The sequence below is a fragment of the Streptomyces sp. NPDC050263 genome, from assembly GCF_040655955.1.
Taxonomy (GTDB): domain Bacteria; phylum Actinomycetota; class Actinomycetes; order Streptomycetales; family Streptomycetaceae; genus Streptomyces.
In genome coordinates this window covers 111,293-127,854 of the sequence record NZ_JBFAKW010000013.1, presented here as the reverse complement: position 1 = coordinate 127,854, position 16,562 = coordinate 111,293, and the positions used below count along the sequence as shown (strand labels likewise).

The 16,562-nt window shown below is 70.1% G+C and carries 16 protein-coding genes and 1 tRNA gene; 7 read left to right on the top strand and 10 right to left on the bottom strand.

The annotated features are described in order from the left end of the window. Positions 1-87 precede the first annotated feature (87 nt). Positions 88-324, bottom strand: coding sequence for a DUF2277 domain-containing protein (locus AB0J04_RS09030; protein WP_363167676.1), 237 nt, complete (start codon positions 322-324; stop codon positions 88-90). 150 nt (positions 325-474) lie between these two features. On the opposite strand from AB0J04_RS09030, the gene AB0J04_RS09025 reads away from it, so the two are divergent. Continuing rightward, positions 475-1,398 carry a 2-dehydropantoate 2-reductase gene (locus tag AB0J04_RS09025; protein ID WP_363167675.1) on the top strand — a complete coding sequence of 308 codons (924 nt, stop codon included), beginning with the start codon at positions 475-477 and terminating at the stop codon, positions 1,396-1,398. Positions 1,399-1,428: 30 nt separating this feature from the next. On the opposite strand, the gene AB0J04_RS09020 is transcribed toward AB0J04_RS09025, so the two are convergent. Next, positions 1,429-1,944 carry a GNAT family N-acetyltransferase gene (locus tag AB0J04_RS09020; RefSeq protein ID WP_363167674.1) on the bottom strand — a complete coding sequence of 172 codons (516 nt, stop codon included), beginning with the start codon at positions 1,942-1,944 and terminating at the stop codon, positions 1,429-1,431. A 399-nt stretch (positions 1,945-2,343) separates the two neighbouring features. On the opposite strand from AB0J04_RS09020, the gene AB0J04_RS09015 reads away from it, so the two are divergent. Next, positions 2,344-2,667 carry a hypothetical protein gene (locus tag AB0J04_RS09015; protein ID WP_363167673.1) on the top strand — a complete coding sequence of 108 codons (324 nt, stop codon included), beginning with the start codon at positions 2,344-2,346 and terminating at the stop codon, positions 2,665-2,667. A 71-nt stretch (positions 2,668-2,738) separates the two neighbouring features. Continuing rightward, positions 2,739-3,185 carry a hypothetical protein gene (locus AB0J04_RS09010; protein WP_363167672.1) on the top strand — a complete coding sequence of 149 codons (447 nt, stop codon included), beginning with the start codon at positions 2,739-2,741 and terminating at the stop codon, positions 3,183-3,185. Here the strand turns inward: AB0J04_RS09010 and AB0J04_RS09005 are convergent. The 3 genes from AB0J04_RS09005 to AB0J04_RS08995 all read right to left on the bottom strand — a co-directional run bounded on the left by AB0J04_RS09005 (position 3,098) and on the right by AB0J04_RS08995 (position 5,316). Continuing rightward, positions 3,098-3,571, bottom strand: coding sequence for a GNAT family N-acetyltransferase (locus tag AB0J04_RS09005; protein WP_363167671.1), 474 nt, complete (start codon positions 3,569-3,571; stop codon positions 3,098-3,100). The two genes, AB0J04_RS09010 and AB0J04_RS09005, sit on opposite strands and share 88 nt — an antisense overlap. Before the next feature lie 205 nt (positions 3,572-3,776). After that, positions 3,777-3,848 (bottom strand) — tRNA-Val (locus tag AB0J04_RS09000). A gap of 241 nt (positions 3,849-4,089) precedes the next feature. Next, positions 4,090-5,316, bottom strand: a complete 1,227-nt coding sequence (locus AB0J04_RS08995; RefSeq protein ID WP_363167670.1) for a transposase — start codon at positions 5,314-5,316, stop codon at positions 4,090-4,092. A gap of 50 nt (positions 5,317-5,366) precedes the next feature. Here AB0J04_RS08995 and AB0J04_RS08990 point away from each other — a divergent pair, with 50 nt between their 5' ends. From AB0J04_RS08990 to AB0J04_RS08980, 3 genes are all read left to right on the top strand, one after another. Beyond that, complete coding sequence (locus tag AB0J04_RS08990; protein ID WP_363167669.1) at positions 5,367-5,525, top strand: Arc family DNA-binding protein; 159 nt, start codon at positions 5,367-5,369, stop codon at positions 5,523-5,525. An 84-nt stretch (positions 5,526-5,609) separates the two neighbouring features. Next, on the top strand, positions 5,610-6,995 hold the full coding sequence (locus AB0J04_RS08985) for a hypothetical protein (RefSeq protein ID WP_363167668.1): 1,386 nt from the start codon (positions 5,610-5,612) through the stop codon (positions 6,993-6,995). Positions 6,996-7,110: 115 nt separating this feature from the next. Next, complete coding sequence (locus AB0J04_RS08980; RefSeq protein ID WP_363167667.1) at positions 7,111-7,614, top strand: DUF4383 domain-containing protein; 504 nt, start codon at positions 7,111-7,113, stop codon at positions 7,612-7,614. Between the two features lie 44 nt (positions 7,615-7,658). Here the strand turns inward: AB0J04_RS08980 and AB0J04_RS08975 are convergent, their stop codons facing one another. The 3 genes from AB0J04_RS08975 to AB0J04_RS08965 all read right to left on the bottom strand — a co-directional run bounded on the left by AB0J04_RS08975 (position 7,659) and on the right by AB0J04_RS08965 (position 12,481). After that, positions 7,659-8,828, bottom strand: a complete 1,170-nt coding sequence (locus AB0J04_RS08975) for an amidase domain-containing protein (protein ID WP_363167666.1) — start codon at positions 8,826-8,828, stop codon at positions 7,659-7,661. A gap of 121 nt (positions 8,829-8,949) precedes the next feature. After that, positions 8,950-10,227, bottom strand: coding sequence for a hypothetical protein (locus AB0J04_RS08970; RefSeq protein WP_363167665.1), 1,278 nt, complete (start codon positions 10,225-10,227; stop codon positions 8,950-8,952). 49 nt (positions 10,228-10,276) lie between these two features. Then, positions 10,277-12,481 (bottom strand): transglycosylase domain-containing protein, encoded by a 2,205-nt coding sequence (locus tag AB0J04_RS08965; protein ID WP_363167683.1) that lies wholly within the window; start codon positions 12,479-12,481, stop codon positions 10,277-10,279. 286 nt (positions 12,482-12,767) lie between these two features. On the opposite strand from AB0J04_RS08965, the gene AB0J04_RS08960 reads away from it, so the two are divergent. After that, a complete protein-coding gene (locus tag AB0J04_RS08960; RefSeq protein ID WP_351911312.1) occupies positions 12,768-12,989 on the top strand; it encodes a zinc ribbon domain-containing protein in 222 nt (73 codons plus the stop codon). A 51-nt stretch (positions 12,990-13,040) separates the two neighbouring features. On the opposite strand, the gene AB0J04_RS08955 is transcribed toward AB0J04_RS08960, so the two are convergent. Both AB0J04_RS08955 and AB0J04_RS08950 read right to left on the bottom strand, forming a co-directional pair. Then, a complete protein-coding gene (locus AB0J04_RS08955) occupies positions 13,041-13,850 on the bottom strand; it encodes an HAD family hydrolase (RefSeq protein WP_363167664.1) in 810 nt (269 codons plus the stop codon). Then, entirely contained in the window at positions 13,850-16,444 is a 2,595-nt protein-coding gene (locus tag AB0J04_RS08950) for a phosphoribosyltransferase (protein WP_363167663.1), read from the bottom strand. The genes AB0J04_RS08955 and AB0J04_RS08950 overlap by 1 nt, the downstream gene beginning before the upstream one ends. Between the last annotated feature and the right edge of the window lie 118 nt (positions 16,445-16,562).

The window sequence follows — 16,562 nt, the reverse complement described above, 5'->3', positions numbered from 1 at the left end:
TCGTAGCGGAGCTACTAGGGCTTTCGCCCGGTGCGGCGAGAGTGCGTGCCGGGCGTCGCGACGCCGCGGAGATCCATCAGAAGCCCCCTAGGCGCTTGCCGCCACGCTGCGGCCCGAGCCGCGCACCTCCAAGCCGTCCAACAGTTCGGCCGTGGCCGCGGCGATGACCTCGACCGCTCTTTCGAACACCTCCCGATTGTGCTCGGCCGGCGCCCGGAAGCCGGACACCTTACGGACGTACTGCAGGGCTGCGGCGCGCATCTCGTCCTCCGTCGCCTCCTCGGGCAACGCGGGCGGACGAAGCGTCTTGATACTCCGGCACATGTACCCAGTCTCCCTCTCCGGTTCCCTCTCCGACGTCCCTCTCCGACTTCCTCTTCGATTCCCTCTGCGTCTCCCCGGCCGCATGCCATGATCACTTCAGAGGCGGCCACCGCACCCGCGGGGTCGACCGACGAGAGGAACAACAGCATCATGGCGAACGACATACGCACCGTCGCCGTCCTCGGCCCCGGCGGGGTGGGCGGTCTGCTCGCGGCCCTGCTGTCCCGGGCCGGCCACCAGGTGACCTGCCTGGCCGGCGAGGACACGGCCAGGGCTCTGCGCACCGACGGCATCCGCGTCCGCAGCACCCCCTTCGGCGAGTTCACGGCCCGGGTGGACGCGGACACCGAGCTGCGCGCCCCGGTCGACGCGGTCCTGATCGCCGTCAAGCACACCGCCCTCCACGCGGCGCTGACCCGCGTCCCGGCCTCCGCGCTGGGCGAGGACACCCTCCTCGTGCCGTTCCTGAACGGCGTCGAACACCCGGCCGTCCTGCGCGGCCTCCACCGCCCCGACCGGGTGGCACCGGCCGTCATCCGCGTCGAGTCGACCCGGGTCGCCCCGGGCGTGATCGAGCACGGGAGCGCCTTCGCGGAGGTGGACCTGACCGGCGACGCCGTGCCGCGGCCCCGCCTCGACGCGCTCGCGCAGGCGCTGACGGCGGCCGGCCCGACCGTGCGCGTCCTGCCGGACGAGACGGCCGCACTGTGGGCGAAGATGGCGTTCCTCGCGCCCTTCGCCCTGCTCACCACCCGGTACGGCCTGCCGCTCGGCGATGTGCGCACCCGGCACCGTGAGGAGCTGACCGCGCTGGTCGAGGAGACCGCCGCGGTCAGCGCCGCCTGCGGCGCTCCCGCCGACCCCGCCCAGGCACTCGCCCGGTACGACGCGTTCGCCGCCACCGCCAAGTCCTCGATGCAGCGCGACGCAGAGGCGGGCCGCCCCCTCGAACTCGACGCCATCGGCGGGGCGTTGCTGCGCGCGGCCGAACGACACGGCGTGCCGACGCCGGTGACGGCCCGCCTGGTAAGGGAGTTGGCGGACGCCACACGGTCGTCGGACACCACGCGGTAGACGGACACCACCCGGCGGGCCCGCCGATCCTCAGGAACCGGTGCGCAGGTCGAGGTACCAGTCGTTGGATCTGATCGGGTTCCCTTTCGGGTACTCCAGCTCGACCTGCCCGAGCAGCGTGAACCCGGCCTTGCGGCACACCCCGTTGGACGCGGGATGGTCCACCTCGGGGAAGGCGTGCAGGGCCGGGTGCCCGCCGGTCTCCCGTACGACGTCGACGAGCGCGCGGGCGGCCGACGCCGCGAGGGCTCTGCCCTGGAACTCGGGCAGGATCGCCCAGCCCGTCTCCCACACCGTCCCGCCCCGCCACTCGCGCTCCCAGTAGCCGATCGAGCCGACGGTCTCCCCGCCGTCCGCGAGCGTGACCCGGTACATGCACCCGTTGAACGGCTCGACATACCGCCGATGCCGGTCGGCGAGCTTCTCCTCGCTCTCCGGCCCGCCCAAGTGCTCGGTCATCTCAGGAGTGTTGGCCCGCTCCAGCAACCAGAAGTCGCCCTCCGACCAGGGCGCCAGCCGCACTCGCTCCACACCGTTGAGATCCATGCGCCCACCGTAGAGCGAGGGTCTGACAACCGGGTCCGACCCCGTAACGTCGGGACAGCACCACGACAGGAAGAAGGGAGTCAGAGGCCGTCATGCGTCGTCGCATCCCGACCTGTGTCCTCACCCACGCGACCCCGCCCGCCCGCTGCTCTGGCACAACGGCGCGACCCGCCACGCCTCGCTCTTCGCCGGGGCGACGCCCGACGGCAGTTGGGTGGTCGTCCACCGCCTCAACGGAGACCCGCAGCTCACGGACCGAATGGGCGTGACGATCCTCGACCGGGCCCGCACGGACACCTGAGATCCACCTCGACGTCACCCCCCTCACTCGAACATACGTTCACACGAACACCCCAAAGGAGCTCGCCACTCAAATTCGAACAGGCGTACCATTGCCGTGTGGCCAAGACCTACGACTTTCCCAGCGACCTGCGCGCCGGTCAGGAGGAGCTGCATCAGGTCCGGGCCGAGCTGTCGGCCTTGCTGAAGCGACTCCCCTGGTCGGTCGAGCCCCTGGACGGCTTCAGCGACGACACCGGCTGGCGCAAGACCGAGCGCCCCGCCTCCCCCGGCTGGACGGCCGACGAACAGGCCGAGGTGGAGAAGCTCCGACAGCGCGAACACGAGCTCGCGGTCTTCGTGACCTGCCACCGCTACTGGGCGGAGCTCGCCGCCCCGGACCGGGTCGAGGCCCGCATGAACCTCAAGCACGCGCACGAGTAGGGTCCCCTCCCGCCGCCCGACCCCCCATGGCACGATGCCCCCTTCAGACCGCTCTGTCCGTGGGGGGACACATGCGCATCCGCGCCGCCAGCACACTCACCGCCGCGCTCCTCGCACTCACCGCCTGCTCCTCGTCCGGCGACGACACGGCCCCGGCCAACGACTCGGGGACACCCGCGGCCGAGCCGACCGTCAGCGTCCCGGCCGAGCACGAGGGCGACGACCTGAAAGCGGCCGTCGCCGTCTACACCGCCGCGTACTTCGCCGCCGACACCGACACCGCGTACGGCATGCTCTCCGCCCGCTGCGCCGAGCAGACGACCAAGGACGCGTACGCCGGCGTCGTCGAGCAGGCGAAAGCGGACTACGGCGAGGACCACCCGGCGACGGACGTCACGGCCCAGGTGTCGGGCACGCTGGCCCGAGTCACCTACAAGGTGCAGGGCCTGCCCAAGTTCGACCAGCAGGCGCAGCCGTGGACCCTGGAGGGCGACGCCTGGAAGTACGACGCCTGTTGACCCACGCGCACTGCGAGCCTCAGGCGCGCGGCAGGCCGGCCCGCGCCGGGCGTCGGAACAGTTGCTCGACGACGATCCTTCCTTCCCCAGCGGTCTCCGGACTGCTCCGAGACCAGCGCGAAGCCGTGCTTCTCGTACATCGCGCGGGCCGTGTCGAGCCCCTGGAACGTCCACAGCGTCGTCGCCTCGGCACCGCCGTCGTCGCAGTAGGCCACCGCGTCGTTCAGCAGCCGCCGCCCGAGGCCGGTGCCGCGAGCCTCCCGGCTGACCAGGAACCAGCGCAGATGCGCCTCGCGCGGGCCGTGGGACAGGTCGACGGCGATCGAGCCGACGACCGTGCCGTCCTCGTCGCGGGCGATCCAGATCCGGTCGGCCGGCGCGGCCACGCCTGCTGGGAGGGCTGGGAGCCGGGGTCCTTCCCGGGTTCACGATGCGGGGCGCTCGGCACACCCACGATGCGGAACGGTCATACGCCTGTACCGCTCGATGCTGTGAAGCGTGGCGTGAGGCCCTTCGGGAGTCGAGCTCCCGAATACCCTGAACGATCTACAGAGGCCCCTTGCCGATCATGCAAGGGGCCTCTGACCTGTGTGGGCGCGGACGGTTTCGAACCGCCGACATCCTGCTTGTAAGGCAGGCGCTCTACCCCTGAGCTACGCACCCAGGACGAGTCGACAGCCTACATTGCCGGGGGCCGTGCCCCGCAAACCCGTATCCACGTCCCGGACCGACGGCAAAGTCGCGGTCAGGAACGCGAACTAACGAACCCGCGTGTTCGTCCTTAACCGGTGAGAGAATGACACCGGGCAGGGTGGAGATACAGATGCGTGCAGCATGCCGGCCAGAGCCAGCACGGGAGAGGGATTTGACATCCTCCCCTCCCTGACGAGAGGGGATTCCTGGCTCAGGCTGCCTCCGGGAGCGGCGCTCCCGGAGGTCTTACGCCCTCGGCACCAGCCGGGTTGAGACCAGCCCGGACGAGCATCACTCGGGCGGAGTTCTTGTCCCTGGGGGACACCGCTCCGCATGCGGTGCAGGTATAGGTACGTTCCGAAAGAGGAAGTGCGTGCTTGGTTCTCGCTCCGCACGCCGCGCAGTCCATGGTGGTGTGCGCGGGGTTGACGAGGCGGATGCCCCGCCTGTGTTTGCGGCACATCTCGATCAGGGCCGTCTTCGTGGCACCGATCGCCGCGTCAGCGGCTTTACGGGCCATCGACGTCTTGGCGAGGAACTTCGGCCGGAAGTCCTCGACGGCGATCGCGTCATGGTCACGGACAACGCGCTTTGCCCACTTACGGGCGGTGTCCTGCCGCTGCCGGGCGATCTTCGAGTACGCCTTCGCACGCTCCTTCTTCGCCTCCCGGTAGCCTCTCGACACGGCCTGCCCCTTCTTCGGCCTGCGGCGAGCCGTCATCCGGTCGTACCGGGTCAGCTTGGCCTGGGCCTTGCGCCCGTGCTGCGGGTGCGGGAGGTCATGGGTGTCGGATGTGGTGGTGGCAGTCTCCTTGACGCCCCAGTCCACGCCGAGGACGGCACCGGTCTCGGGGAACGGCCGGGCTTCGGTGGCGACGACGAACGAGGCGCACCAGTGCCCCACCGCGTCCCGGTACACGCGCACGCTGGAAGGGGCGGCCGGGAGTTCGCGGGACCACACCACGGTCAGCGCGATGCCGCCCGCGAGGCGCAGACACCCGCCCTTCAGCCGGAACCCGCGCTGCGTGTAGTTCAGCGTGGGCAGCGCCTCGCGCTTCTTCTTGTGCTGGGGCATGCCCGCGCGCTGCCGCATCGGCAGGCGCTTGTCGATGTCCTTCAGCGCCTTGGAGCGGGACTTGGCGAAGTCGCGGATGATCTGCTGCTGCGGCACCGAGGCACCTTCGCGGAGCCACGGCATCGCTGCGCGGGCTTCGGTCAGCATCTTGTCGAGCCGGGCTGGACCGCACTCCAGCTTGTCGTCGGGGTGCGCGCGGTTGTGGGCGTGCACGGTACGGGACTTGGCCACGCATTCATTCCAGATCCAGCGGCAGCGGTCCCACTCAGCGAGGAGGGCGGTGCCTGCGGTCGACGACACGCGAAGCCGGTAGGTGTACCGGACAAGCCCGGCGCCCTCCGTCTGTCGCTTCGATGTCGTCATGACGTCAAACGTATGGCAACTCTATGTACTCAAGCAACTACGGTGTCGGCATGGATGAAGAGAAGCGCATCACTCTCCGGCTCCCCCTCGAACTTCACGAACGTCTCGCCGTACTCGCGAAGCGAGACCGCAGGTCGGTCAACGGCGAGATCGTCCACCTCCTGGAGGTCGCGCTCGCCGCTCAACCGGCAGGCTCCGAATCGCCCTGACGGCGATTCGGCTTTCCCTGCCCTGCTCCGCAGGGGCCCGATTCCTTCCCGGCCTGAAGGCCGGGGCACCCTCGGAGGAACCCGGTGACGGCGACACCAGCGCAGCCGTATTCGCCGTTGGTGCCGCGCGCACGACTCCGCGCCCCCCTTCGTGCCTTCGCCGACACCCTCACGCTCGTCGCCCTGCCCCTCGTGGTCGCCCTCGCGCTGCCCGCCTCGTTCGCCGGCGGCGGCACCCGGCGCTGGTTCGGCGGCCGGGCGGAGGGCCAGCGGGCCGAGGCGCAGGCCGCGAAGGACGCGGCGGCGGCCGCCTTCTACGAGCTGGACACCGCGCAGCGTGATCTGCGGATCTCGATCGAGACGATCCAGGCCGTGGACGACACGCCGGCCGCCCGGCGGGCCGTCGCCGACTTCGAGGCCGTCGGACGGCGGATCGACGAGGCCAGCCACCAGTACATCGACGCCGTCGACGCCCACGATCTCGACCGGGACGACCTGGAGGCCTCGGCGGCCGCCCAGGCGCGCACCGAGCTGACCCGCGCCAAGGAGGAGTTGGGGCGCGTCAAGCAGGAACTGGACCGGTTCGCCGACGGTCTGGGCCCGCTGCTCGGCAAGGCCGAGACCCAGTTGGCCCGGCTCGCGCCCGCCGTGGAGCGGGCCCGGCAGGCGCTGCTGGCCGCGTCCAACGCGCTGGACGCCGTACGGGAGAGCGGGCTTCGGGCGGACGATCTCGCGGCGCGGCTGGCGGCGCTCGCGCCCGAGCTGACGAAGCTGAACCAGGGCGCGGGGCAGCACGGGGTGCCGCAGACGCTGGAGCGGGCGGAGCGGGTCGCGCGGGAGGCCGAGGCGGTCCGGTTCGAGGCCGGGCGGCTGCCGGAGCGGGCGGCCGAGATCGACCACCGGCTGGTGTCGCTGCGCACGCGCGCGCAGGCGCTGGAGACGCGCTCGGGGCAGGTGGAGCCGATCCTGAGCGAGCTGCGGCGGCGGTTCGCGGCGGCCTGCTGGCAGGACCTCCAGCATGTTCCCGACCAGGCCGGGGAGAGCGTCCGGCAGGCGGAGGCGAAGCTGACGGAGGCGCAGGCCGCGCGCGATGCGCAGCGCTGGCCGGACGCGACCGCGCTGCTGTCGACCGTGCGGGCTCTGCTGAACAACACGGACGAAGCGGTCTCGGCCGCCGGTGACCGGCTGACCAGGCTGAACGCCGTGCAGAAGGATCCGCAGGCGGAGATCGACCGGACCAGGTTCGCGATCCGGGACGCGCAGCGGCTGGCCATGGCGGGGCGCAACACGCCCGATCCCCGGCATGCGCGTCCGCTGGACGACTCGGTGGCCCGGCTGGAGCGGGCGATCACCACGCTGGAGGGCCGGCACCCCGACTACTGGCACTTCCTGACCGAGACGGAGGCGGTCCGGCGGGCGGTCGCGAACGTGGTGTCCCTGATCCGCGAGGAGCGCGGCACCGGGCACTGACGGCTCCGACGGTTCCGACGGTTCCGACGGCGTCCGACATTGCCGCCGGGGGGCGACGGGCGGATATTGAGTAGGCAAGGCCTCCGTCGGCACGTCCACTCCCAAGGAGGCGGAGATGGCCGCACACGCACTGCACAGCCGTCCCAGGCGGCGGATCGCGTTCAATGAACATCTGCCGGTCGACCACCGGCTGAATCTGGTCTACCGGATCGGCGCCGGGCTGATGGGCCTCGGGCTGCTGGTCTTCGGGATCTTCGGCGTCATCGACAAGATCGGCTTCTTCGACACCGGTGGGGACGAGGTGTGGAGCCTCAACACCAACGGCGCGCTCAGCTGGCTGTCGATCGCCGCCGGGCTGCTGCTCTTCGTGGGCATGGTGATCGGCGGGAACTTCGCGTCCACCCTCAACATGACGCTCGGCGTCCTGTTCATCGTCAGCGGCTTCCTGAACATGGCGCTGCTGGAGACGGACTACAACTTCCTGGCCTTCGAGATCCAGAACTGCATGCTCAGCTTTGTGATCGGGATCCTGCTGATGGTCTTCGGGATGTACGGCAGGGTGGGATCCGCCCTGCCGCACGACAACCCCTACTGGCGAGCCCGCCACCCCGATCAGTGACGAGGTGACGGGCCGGCCGGATCAGACGGGCTGCGCGTACCGGATCAGGTGCGGTACGCGTAGTAGTACGCGGTCGGGTAGGAGGCGACGAGGCTCGCCACCGACCTGCGGAGCGTGTTGTTGGAGTGGTACGTCACGTACGGCACGCCACCGCTCTTGGAGGTGACGATCATCGTGTGGTCCTTGGACCCGTCGCGGTCGAAGTCCACCTGGAGGACGTCGCCGACCTCCATCTGGTAGACGTTCGCGAGGCTGGTCGTCCGCTTGGAGTTCTGGGCGAACCAGGACCACTCGTTGACGCCGACGAACGAGTGCGACTGGATGTCGGCGTTGCCGAACCACTTGGTGTAGTCGTAGACGTAGCCGGGGACGTGCTTCCAGCCGCCGGCCTTCAGGGACTGGCTGACGAAGTTGGTGCAGTCGCCGCCGGCGCCCTGGCCGTTGTAGTCCGGGTAGTCCTTGTTGTAGACGTTCCAGTACTTCTCGGCGTAGGTCGCCATCGCCTTGTAGTCATAGGCGGTGCCGGTCTTCGGGACGGCGGCCGGGTTGCGGGTGGTCGCCGCGCGCGGGGCGTTCGGCATGGTGTCGTCCGCGGTGGTCACCTTGACGGTGGCCGGCTTGGACAGCGTGTTCACCGCGAGACCGCCCTGGTCGGTGTCGCGGATGTCCGTCAGCTGCCAGTTGCCCTGCTTGTCGGCCTTGAAGGTCAGCTCGTGCTGGGCCTGGAAGCCGGTGGTCTTCGGGGCGCTGCCGGTCGCCTGGGCGTAGGTCAGGGTCGTGGTCTCGGTGACCGCGGCCTTGGCCGTACGGCCCGTCACGCGCGTGGCGTTCAGGGTGACGACGGTGGCGGCCTTGCTGTACTTCTCGCCGGCCTTGGCCAGCTTGTCCTTGCGCTGCCCCAGCGAGGACAGCGTGGCGTCCTCGGTGCGGGCGGTGGTGGAGGACAGCTTGACGTCGCCGGAGAAGCCGTTGGTCAGCGGCTTCTCACGGTCGCCCTGCTTGCCCGTGACGAGTGCGTCCGTGCGGTCGGTGAAAACCGCGTCCGCCAGCCGCTGGAAAGTGGCCTTGGTGCCCGCGTCCACCGTGGGGTCGTCGGTGACCGCGGCACCGGCGGACCAGTTGGGCAGCAGGGCGACTCCGGCGACGACCGAGGTCGCGACTGCCCCGAGTATCGAGACGCGACGGCGCGTCCCGCTCAATTTCCTTGACTTCACTGATGTTTCCCCTCTTGCCCCGGCGGGGGGATGCCGGGAAGGGCATCTTTGCATGACGTGTGCATGAGTTGTGAAGAGGGTTGCGGTTGAGGTTTGGTTACGTCACTGACCGCTTCAGCCGTCACTTCACGACCGTCGACCAGTCGGGGTTCTGCGCCGGGTCCAGCGTGCGCATCCGCTCCAGCGTCGCGGGCGACTGCACGTCCATCCAGTCGGCCAACTCCTTGAAGGACACGCACTTGACGTCCTTCTTGGTGCACACGCTCTCGATGACCTCGTCGACGGCCTTCATGTAGATGCCGCCGTTCCACTCCTCGAAGTGGTTGCCGATGAACAGCGGGGCCCGGCTGCCGTAGTACACGCGGTTGAAACCGGCCATGTAGGCGTCGAGGGTCTCCTGCTCCCACTGCGGGTACTTGGCGGGGTCGCCGTCGGGCTGGCCGTCGGACTGGTTGGCCAGGAAGTTGAAGTCCATGGACAGGGACTGGACGTTGCCGAACGGGAGCGCCTGGAGCGGGAAGTCCCAGAGGCCGTCCTTCTTCGCCGGCCAGATCTGGAAGCCTCCCGGGTTGGAAGCGTCGTAGCGCCAGCCGTAGCTCTTGGCGGCCTTCAGCAGGTTCCCCTGGCCCTCCAGGCAGGGCGCCCGGCCGCCGGTGACCTCCTTCTTGAAATCGAAGGGCAGCGGGGCGATGTCCGTGTAGCCGGTGTTGGTCTTCCAGTTCTCCACGAACTCGTAGAACTGGTCGATCTCGCTCTTCCACTCGTCGACGCTCCAGTCCTTGCCGCCCTTGGCGCCGCAGAAGTGGCCGTTGAAGTGGGTGCCGATCTCGTTGCCCTCCTTCCACGCCTCCCCGAGCTGCTCCAGCGTGGTGCGGATGTGTTCGTCGGTGGGGTAGCTGATCGCGGCCGAGCCCTTGGGGTGCTGCGGCGGGGAGTACAGGTTCTTCTTGCTCTTGGGCAGCAGGTAGATGCCGGTGAGGAAGAAGGTCATGTTGGCGTTGTACTTCTCGCCCAGCTCCCGGTAGTGCTCGAAGAGTCCGTCGTCGCCCATGAGCGCGCCGTCCCAGGAGAAGACGACGAACTGCGGCGGCTTCTCGCCGGGCTTGAGCGGGACCGGCTTCAACTGGCCCGTCTGCGGCCCGGTGTACGAGGTGGAGCCGTCCCCCAGGACGTGGGTCTTGCCGTCCCACGCAGGCTCCTCGGTGGCCTTCGTCACGCCCTTCTGGCTCTCCCCCGCGGAAGCAGTCGGCGCGGTGTTGGTCGTGCGGTTCAGCACCAGGTAGCCGCCCACCAGGGACGCGACGACGAGGAGCGCCGCCAGCGTCATGAACCCCGGGTGAGGGGTGGCGGGGCGGCGCGGTGCCGGGGCCTTTCGGCGGCGGCCCGACGGTGACTTCATGTGCGGATCATTCTCCGGAAATCGGGGACAGGGGTGCCCTGCTCGATGGTCAGCCGAGCGGGCTCATGGCACCTGACCAGATGCCGTAGGGAACGCTGTCTTCGGTCGTGCCTGCGATGCCCTTCAGTGGAAGCGGTTCGAGGCTCTTGGTGAGGTCGATGCGGTAGACGACGACGGCCGTGGACACGGCCTTGGCCGTGCCGACGTACCAGGCGGCGGTGTCGCCCTGCGTGGTGCCCTTCTTCCCGGTCACCTGGCCGAGCGAGCCGGACCGCCGGGCTTCCCTCTGCGCAGCGGGCACGTCGTCGGGGTGGGCGGCGCCGAAGGAGTCCGCGAGCGCGGAGTTGACCTCCTCGGCCACGTCGGCGTCGAACGCGCGGGTCGCGGCCGGGGTCTCGAGGGCGATCTTGGTGCCGTTCCTGGTGATCATGCGCACCGAGTACGGCTCGGTGTGCTTGCCGCCCGCGGCGAAGGTGGAATAGCCACTGGCCATGCGGATCGCGCTGGGCGTGGCGCTGCCCGTGGACAGCGCGGGCACCTGCGCCCCGAAGCTGGAGGCCAGCAGCCCGGACTTCTCGGCGGTGGAGCGCACCAGGTCCAGGCCCGTGTCCATGCCGAGCTGGGTGAACGGCGCGTTCACCGACAGTTCCAGCGCGCGGTGCAGGGAGATCTTGCCGTAGGACCGCTCCCCGTCGTTCTCGGTGGCGAACCTCTTGCCGCTGCGGTCCCAGTAGTAGCCCTCGGGGGTGGTCAGCAGCGCCTTGTTGTCGCCGTCGTAGAGCGACTCGCCGGTGACGTCGGTGGTCTCCCCGTCGCGGGTCTTGTGGATGCCGTGTTCCAGGCCGGCCGCGTACACGAACGGCTGGAAGGCCGAACCGGCCGGGACGGTCGTGGCGTTGGACTCGTTGTAGCCCTGCGTACGGTGGTCGGGGCCGCCGTAGACGGCGAGGATCCGCCCGTCGGCGGCCACCGAGGAGGCGCCGTAGTGGGCGGCCGCGGCGTTGTTCGGATCGTCCTCCAGGGCCTTCTTGCGGGCCTTGGTGACGGCGTCGGTGAGCTGCGTCTCGCGCTTCTTGTCGAAGGTCGTGTAGACCTGGTAGCCGCCGAGGTCGAAGTCCTTGTCGGAGATGTTCCCGGCCTTCTTGGCGTACTGGGTGGCGAGTTCCACCAGGTAGTCGCTCTGCTCACCGGTGTCGTACAGCGGGTTGGACTTGAGCGGCTCGGGGAACGTCTTGTACTTCGCGCGCTCGGCCTTGGTCAGCTTGCCGATGTCGACCATCCGGTCCAGGGTCCACGACCAGCGTTCGACGGCCCGGGCGCGGTTGGCGGAGCTCAGGGTGGGGTCGTAGAGGCCGGCGCCCTTGAGGAGGGAGGCGAGGAACGCGGCCTCGCTGGCGTTGAGCTGGCTGACGTCCTTGCCGTAGTAGGCCTGGGCGGCGCGCTGGATGCCGTAGGTGCCGCGGCCGAACCAGCTGGTGTTGAGGTAGCCCTCGAGGATGTCGTCCTTGCTCATCTGGTTGTCCAGCTTGAGCGAGATCATCGCCTCGGTGAACTTGCGGCTGATCGTCTGGTTCTGGTTCAGGTAGACGTTCTTCACGTACTGCTGGGTGATCGTGGAGCCGCCCTGGGTGTCGCCCTGGCCGACGGTGCGGAACAGGGCGCGGCTGATGCCCTTGAAGGAGATGCCGGGGTCGCTGTAGAAGCTCGAGTTCTCGGCGGCGAGCACCGCCCAGCGGACGTCCTCGGGGATGTCCTTCAGCGGCATCGCCTGCCGCTGCACCCAGCCGGTGCGGGCCATCGGGGTGCCGTCGGCCCAGAAGAACACGTTGTCCTGCTGAGTGGCGTACGAGTTGAGGTTGTCCGGGACGTCGGTGGCCGCGTAGGCGACGACCAGCAGCATGCTGCTCAGGCCCATGGCGGCGAAGAAGCCGCCGAGGCACTGCCGCCAGGAGGGTATCCAGCGCCGCCAGCCGGTCCGGCCCGGGCGCGGGTACTGCGGGCGCAGCTTGCGGACGTAGGGCTTGACACGAGCCACGTACGGCGCGAGGACGGCCATGAGCGGCGCGAGCCCAGGACCCAGAAGCGTGGATATTCGGGCAAACACGGAAGGGGTGGGGGCTTTGCGCGGGTTTTTCGAAGAACGCGCTTTCTTGCCCTCGTCGCCCTCGGACATGTCCGGCACCGCGGGAATGTCGGACATTCGCAGCTGCATGGTCTCGTCCGCCCGGAAAGAGGCAGGGACCTTCAACTGCATGGTGGCATCCGGCTCCTGGGGCTCCTCCCCCTGCCCCGCCTGGGTCACGACGCGTCTCCCTCCCGCACTCCGTATTGCTCGCAGGCAGACGTACAGACTTACGAGGGCCTGACATGGTTGCCGTTGACGCGGCCGCAAATTTTGAACCCTCCCGACCTCGGGGTTCAACGCGGCGCTCTCAAATTACCAGCGCTCTTCGCGAATTCTCCACATAAGAAAACGACAGAAGTGAACAGAGCTGAAACTGCTGACGCCATGTCCGACCATAGGGGCTTACTCTGGCCCCATGCCACGCTACGAGTACCGCTGCCGGACCTGCGGCGACACCTTCGAACTGAGCCGCCCGATGGCACAGTCCGCGGACCCCGCCGACTGCCCCGCGGGCCATGCGGACACGGTCAAGCTTCTGTCAACGGTGGCCGTCGGAGGAACGAAGTCCGCCCCCGCGGCCAATTCGGGCGGCGGGGGCGGCGGAGGCGGTTGCTGCGGCGGAGGCTGCTGCTCCTGAGCTCCTGAGCTCCTGAGCTCCTGAGCTCCTGAGCTCCTGAGCTCCTGAGGGTTATTGCCCCCGGACGCCCTTCAGGAACTCCCGCAGGATGCGCTCGCCGGCCAGGACGCCCCGCTCGGGCAGGGCGGTGATCTCCGGAGCCGTCCAGGCCGTGTCGGCGAGCTCGCCGTGTCCCGGGCGCCAGCCGCGGTCCGCGGCCAGCAGCAGATCGGCGTCGAGCAGCGAGTCGCCCGCCGCCAGTGTCAGTTCGGCGCCGGTGCGGCGGGCCACCTCGCGCACGGCCGAGCTCTTGGTCAGCGGCTTCGGCACGAAGTAGATCTTGCGGCCCTGCAGGGACACGGTCCAGCCGCGGTTCTCCGCCCAGGCCGCGAGCTCCTTCACCCACTCCTCGGGCAGCAGCTCGCGCTCCACGACGAGATAGACGAACAGGTCCTCGGCGATCCGCTGCTTGCGCAGCCACAGCGGATCCGCCGTCTTCGTCAGGTGCTCCTGGACCTCCGCGAGCGGCGCGCACTCGTCGGCCAGCCGCGCGAGGACGCTCCCGTGCCAGTCCTGGTCGGTGACCCCGTCGACCAGGAGATGGCCGCCGTTGGCGCAGATCGCGTACTTCGGCGCCGGGCCGGGGAGGTTGATGCGCTGGTACTGCTTGCGCGTCCGGGTCGTCGTCGGCACGAAGACGGCCGCGTCGCCGAGGTCGGTCAGCAGCTGCGCCGAGGTCTCCGTCATGAACGACAGGGGCTTCGCCTCGTGCACCTCCACGCACAGCAGCCGCGGGGCCCGCGCGTCCGGCATGGTCAGCGCCAGGGCGGCCGCCGAGTAGATGAGCGTACGGTCGAGATCGCTCGCCACCAGCACCGGCATCAGACCGCCACCGCCTTGCCGTCGGCGCCGGTCGCGCCGCGCGTGTACTGCGGGTGGATCAGCCCCACGCAGGTGTACGGCAGATCGTCGACCTCCTCGACGGGCACCCCTCGCTGTCCGGCGAGCAGCCGCACATGATCCAGGTCGGCGCCCGCGCCGGCCCGCGCCAGGATCTTCCACGGCACCCGGCGCAGCAGCACCCGGGTGGTCTCGCCGACGCCCGGCTTGACCAGGTTCACATCGTGGATGCCGTACTCCTCGCTGATCCGCTCGACCGCCCGCCAGCCCTCCCAGCTCGGGGTGCGGTCGCCGGCGAGCAGCTCCTTCACCGCGCCGTCGACGGCGTCCACGATCTCCGGGAAGCGGGCGGCCACGGCGTCCAGGAAGGCCACCGAGACGTCCGCGTCGGCCAGCTCGCGGTAGAACTTCGCGCCGTGGAAGTCGTTCGGCCCGACCAGGTCGGCGCGCAGCACGGTCCGCGAGATCAGCCCGGAGACGGTCGAGTTGAGGCAGGCGGAGGGGATGAGGAAATCCTCCCGGGTGCCGTACGTCCGCACGCACGAGCCCGGGTCGGCCAGCACCGCGATCTCCGGGTCGAAGCCGGCCGCACCGCCGCCCGCCTCGAACTCCTCGATCGCCGCGGCCAGTTCGCGGGTGATGGCGCCCTTGCCGGTCCAGCCGTCGACGAAGACGACGTCCCGCGGGTCGTGATGAGCCGCCAGCCAGCGCAGCGCGTTGGCGTCGATGCCCCGGCCGCGCACGATCGACACGGCGTAGTGCGCCAGGTCCAGCCCGTGCCGGGCCTGCGCCCAGCGCCGCATCAGCACGCCGACGGGGGTGCCGGCGCGGGCGAGCGAGACGAGGACGGGGCGCGGGCTCCGCTCGGCGATCACCGTCTCCGTGACCACGCCCACGGCGTGCGCGATACGGGCCGCGGAGGTCTCCAGGGCCGCGTGGAACAGCTCCTGGTACTGCTCGCTGGGCTGGTACTCCACCGGCAGCGACTCGGCGTAGTGCGCGCCGCCGCTCTGGATGGCCTCCTCCCGCTCCTCGGTCGGCGCCTCCAGCGTCACGTCCGAGAGGTCCTGGAGCAGCCAGCCGACCTCTTCGGGCGGGTACGAGGAGAAGGCGGGGCCGCGAAGGGGCTCGGGCAGCATGGCGGGCCTTTCGGGTACGTACAGCGGCTCGGGGACGTAACTGGGCACGACCGCGAGAATCACGTGCGGGGTGTGCGCGGCGAGCTGGGCCAGGAGGCCGTCGGGGGCGTGCAGCGCGGCGGTGTCGGCCACCGAGTCGACCACGGCGACGACGGCGTCGAAGCCACCGCCTGCGACGTTATAGGCATAGCGCTCGCCGGGGCCGTCGGCCGGGTCGTCATGGGCGGGGAAAACGATTCGGCTGCGTATCGCGTAGCCGGGGTCGTCGACCGCGAGGACGGGTGAGCGGGTGGTGGTCGAGTAGCGGATCTCCGCGTCCGTGACCTGTTCCAGCTCGCGGGCGAGTCTGAGGGGGGCGTACATCAGCTCCTCGAAACCGAGGATGTGCACGCGGCGCGCGTCGGCCGGTATCGCCTCTGCGAGGCGGGCGGCCATGGCGGGGAGGGCGTCTTCGAGGCACTCCCGGTGCCGGGGCGTGAAGCCGTGCCGACCGCCGTCCGGCAGACCGCGGGGCCAGAAGAGGTCCACGCGGGCGAGGCGGCCCTGGGGGCGCATCTGCGGGGCACGGTCGTCGTCCGGGTGCGGGTCCGCTGTGGCTGGTCGCGCCGTTCCCAGCGCCCCCGAAAGGGGCGCTGGGCTGCGTCGATCTGCGGCTCCGCCGCGATGGGGGTCCCCCCGCTCGAGCGAAGCCGAGAGCGGGGGAGCGACCGGCCCCGACGCACCCGCGGGCGACTCGTGTCGCGCGACCAGCTCCTGCCCCTTCTCCAGCACCCCCGCCGGCAGGCGAACCGTGCCGGAGGCGGTGGTGACCAGGTCCACGCGGGCGGCTATCTCCCTCGCGAACACGTCCAGGCGCCCCGCGTCCGCCGCCGACCGCATGTCGACCAACGCCACCACGACATACCGCCGTCGCGGATACCGCTCGTGCAGGGCGCGGATGGTGTTCAGGACCGTGTTGCCCGTCGAGAACTCGTCGTCGACGAGGACCAGCGGGCCGTCGCCGACCAGCAGCGCCGGGTCCTCCGGCAGCAGCAGGTGCGAGGTGGCATGGGAGTGGGACTCCTCGAAGCCGCCCGCCGCCGCGACGCCCGCGACCGGGCGGCGCGTGGAGTGCAGGTAGGGCGCGGTGCCGAGGCCGTCGGCGACGCAGTGGCCGAGGCCGGTCGCGGTCTCCGCGTAGCCCAGGACGACCGCCTCGGCCGCCTCCTCGGCCCCGAGCAGCTCGCGCACCCGGCGACCGAGGGCGAACCCGTGGCCGTGCACCACCGACGGGGACTGCGGGACGTGCTTGCCCAGCACGTTGGAGACCAGCAGATGCGCCCGCTTGGGGTTGCGGCGCAGGGCCAGCCCCAGCAGGTCCGTCAGGGTGTCGTCACCCAGGAGTTCGACGCCGAGCCGCTCGGCGACCCAGGTCCCGGACCAGACCCCGTTGTTCACCAGGCACCTCCGAAGGTGACCCGGACTCCGGACCGGTGCGGGGGCATCTCCCGCTTACGGGAATGAATCCGGCTTCTGCTGAGCATGGCGGGCGACCACCCGTTCGTGTGATTGTTCA

What these genes read in the sequence shown, in the direction of transcription:
- AB0J04_RS09030 (WP_363167676.1), bottom strand. Translation starts at nt 324, where the DNA reads ATGTGCCGGAGTATCAAGACGCTTCGTCCGCCCGCGTTGCCCGAGGAG.
- AB0J04_RS09025 (WP_363167675.1), top strand. Translation starts at nt 475, where the DNA reads ATGGCGAACGACATACGCACCGTCGCCGTCCTCGGCCCCGGCGGGGTG.
- AB0J04_RS09020 (WP_363167674.1), bottom strand. Translation starts at nt 1,944, where the DNA reads ATGGATCTCAACGGTGTGGAGCGAGTGCGGCTGGCGCCCTGGTCGGAG.
- AB0J04_RS09010 (WP_363167672.1), top strand. Translation starts at nt 2,739, where the DNA reads ATGCGCATCCGCGCCGCCAGCACACTCACCGCCGCGCTCCTCGCACTC.
- AB0J04_RS08995 (WP_363167670.1), bottom strand. Translation starts at nt 5,316, where the DNA reads ATGACGACATCGAAGCGACAGACGGAGGGCGCCGGGCTTGTCCGGTAC.
- AB0J04_RS08990 (WP_363167669.1), top strand. Translation starts at nt 5,367, where the DNA reads ATGGATGAAGAGAAGCGCATCACTCTCCGGCTCCCCCTCGAACTTCAC.
- AB0J04_RS08980 (WP_363167667.1), top strand. Translation starts at nt 7,111, where the DNA reads ATGGCCGCACACGCACTGCACAGCCGTCCCAGGCGGCGGATCGCGTTC.
- AB0J04_RS08970 (WP_363167665.1), bottom strand. Translation starts at nt 10,227, where the DNA reads ATGAAGTCACCGTCGGGCCGCCGCCGAAAGGCCCCGGCACCGCGCCGC.
- AB0J04_RS08965 (WP_363167683.1), bottom strand. Translation starts at nt 12,481, where the DNA reads ATGCAGTTGAAGGTCCCTGCCTCTTTCCGGGCGGACGAGACCATGCAG.
- AB0J04_RS08960 (WP_351911312.1), top strand. Translation starts at nt 12,768, where the DNA reads ATGCCACGCTACGAGTACCGCTGCCGGACCTGCGGCGACACCTTCGAA.
- AB0J04_RS08955 (WP_363167664.1), bottom strand. Translation starts at nt 13,850, where the DNA reads ATGCCGGTGCTGGTGGCGAGCGATCTCGACCGTACGCTCATCTACTCG.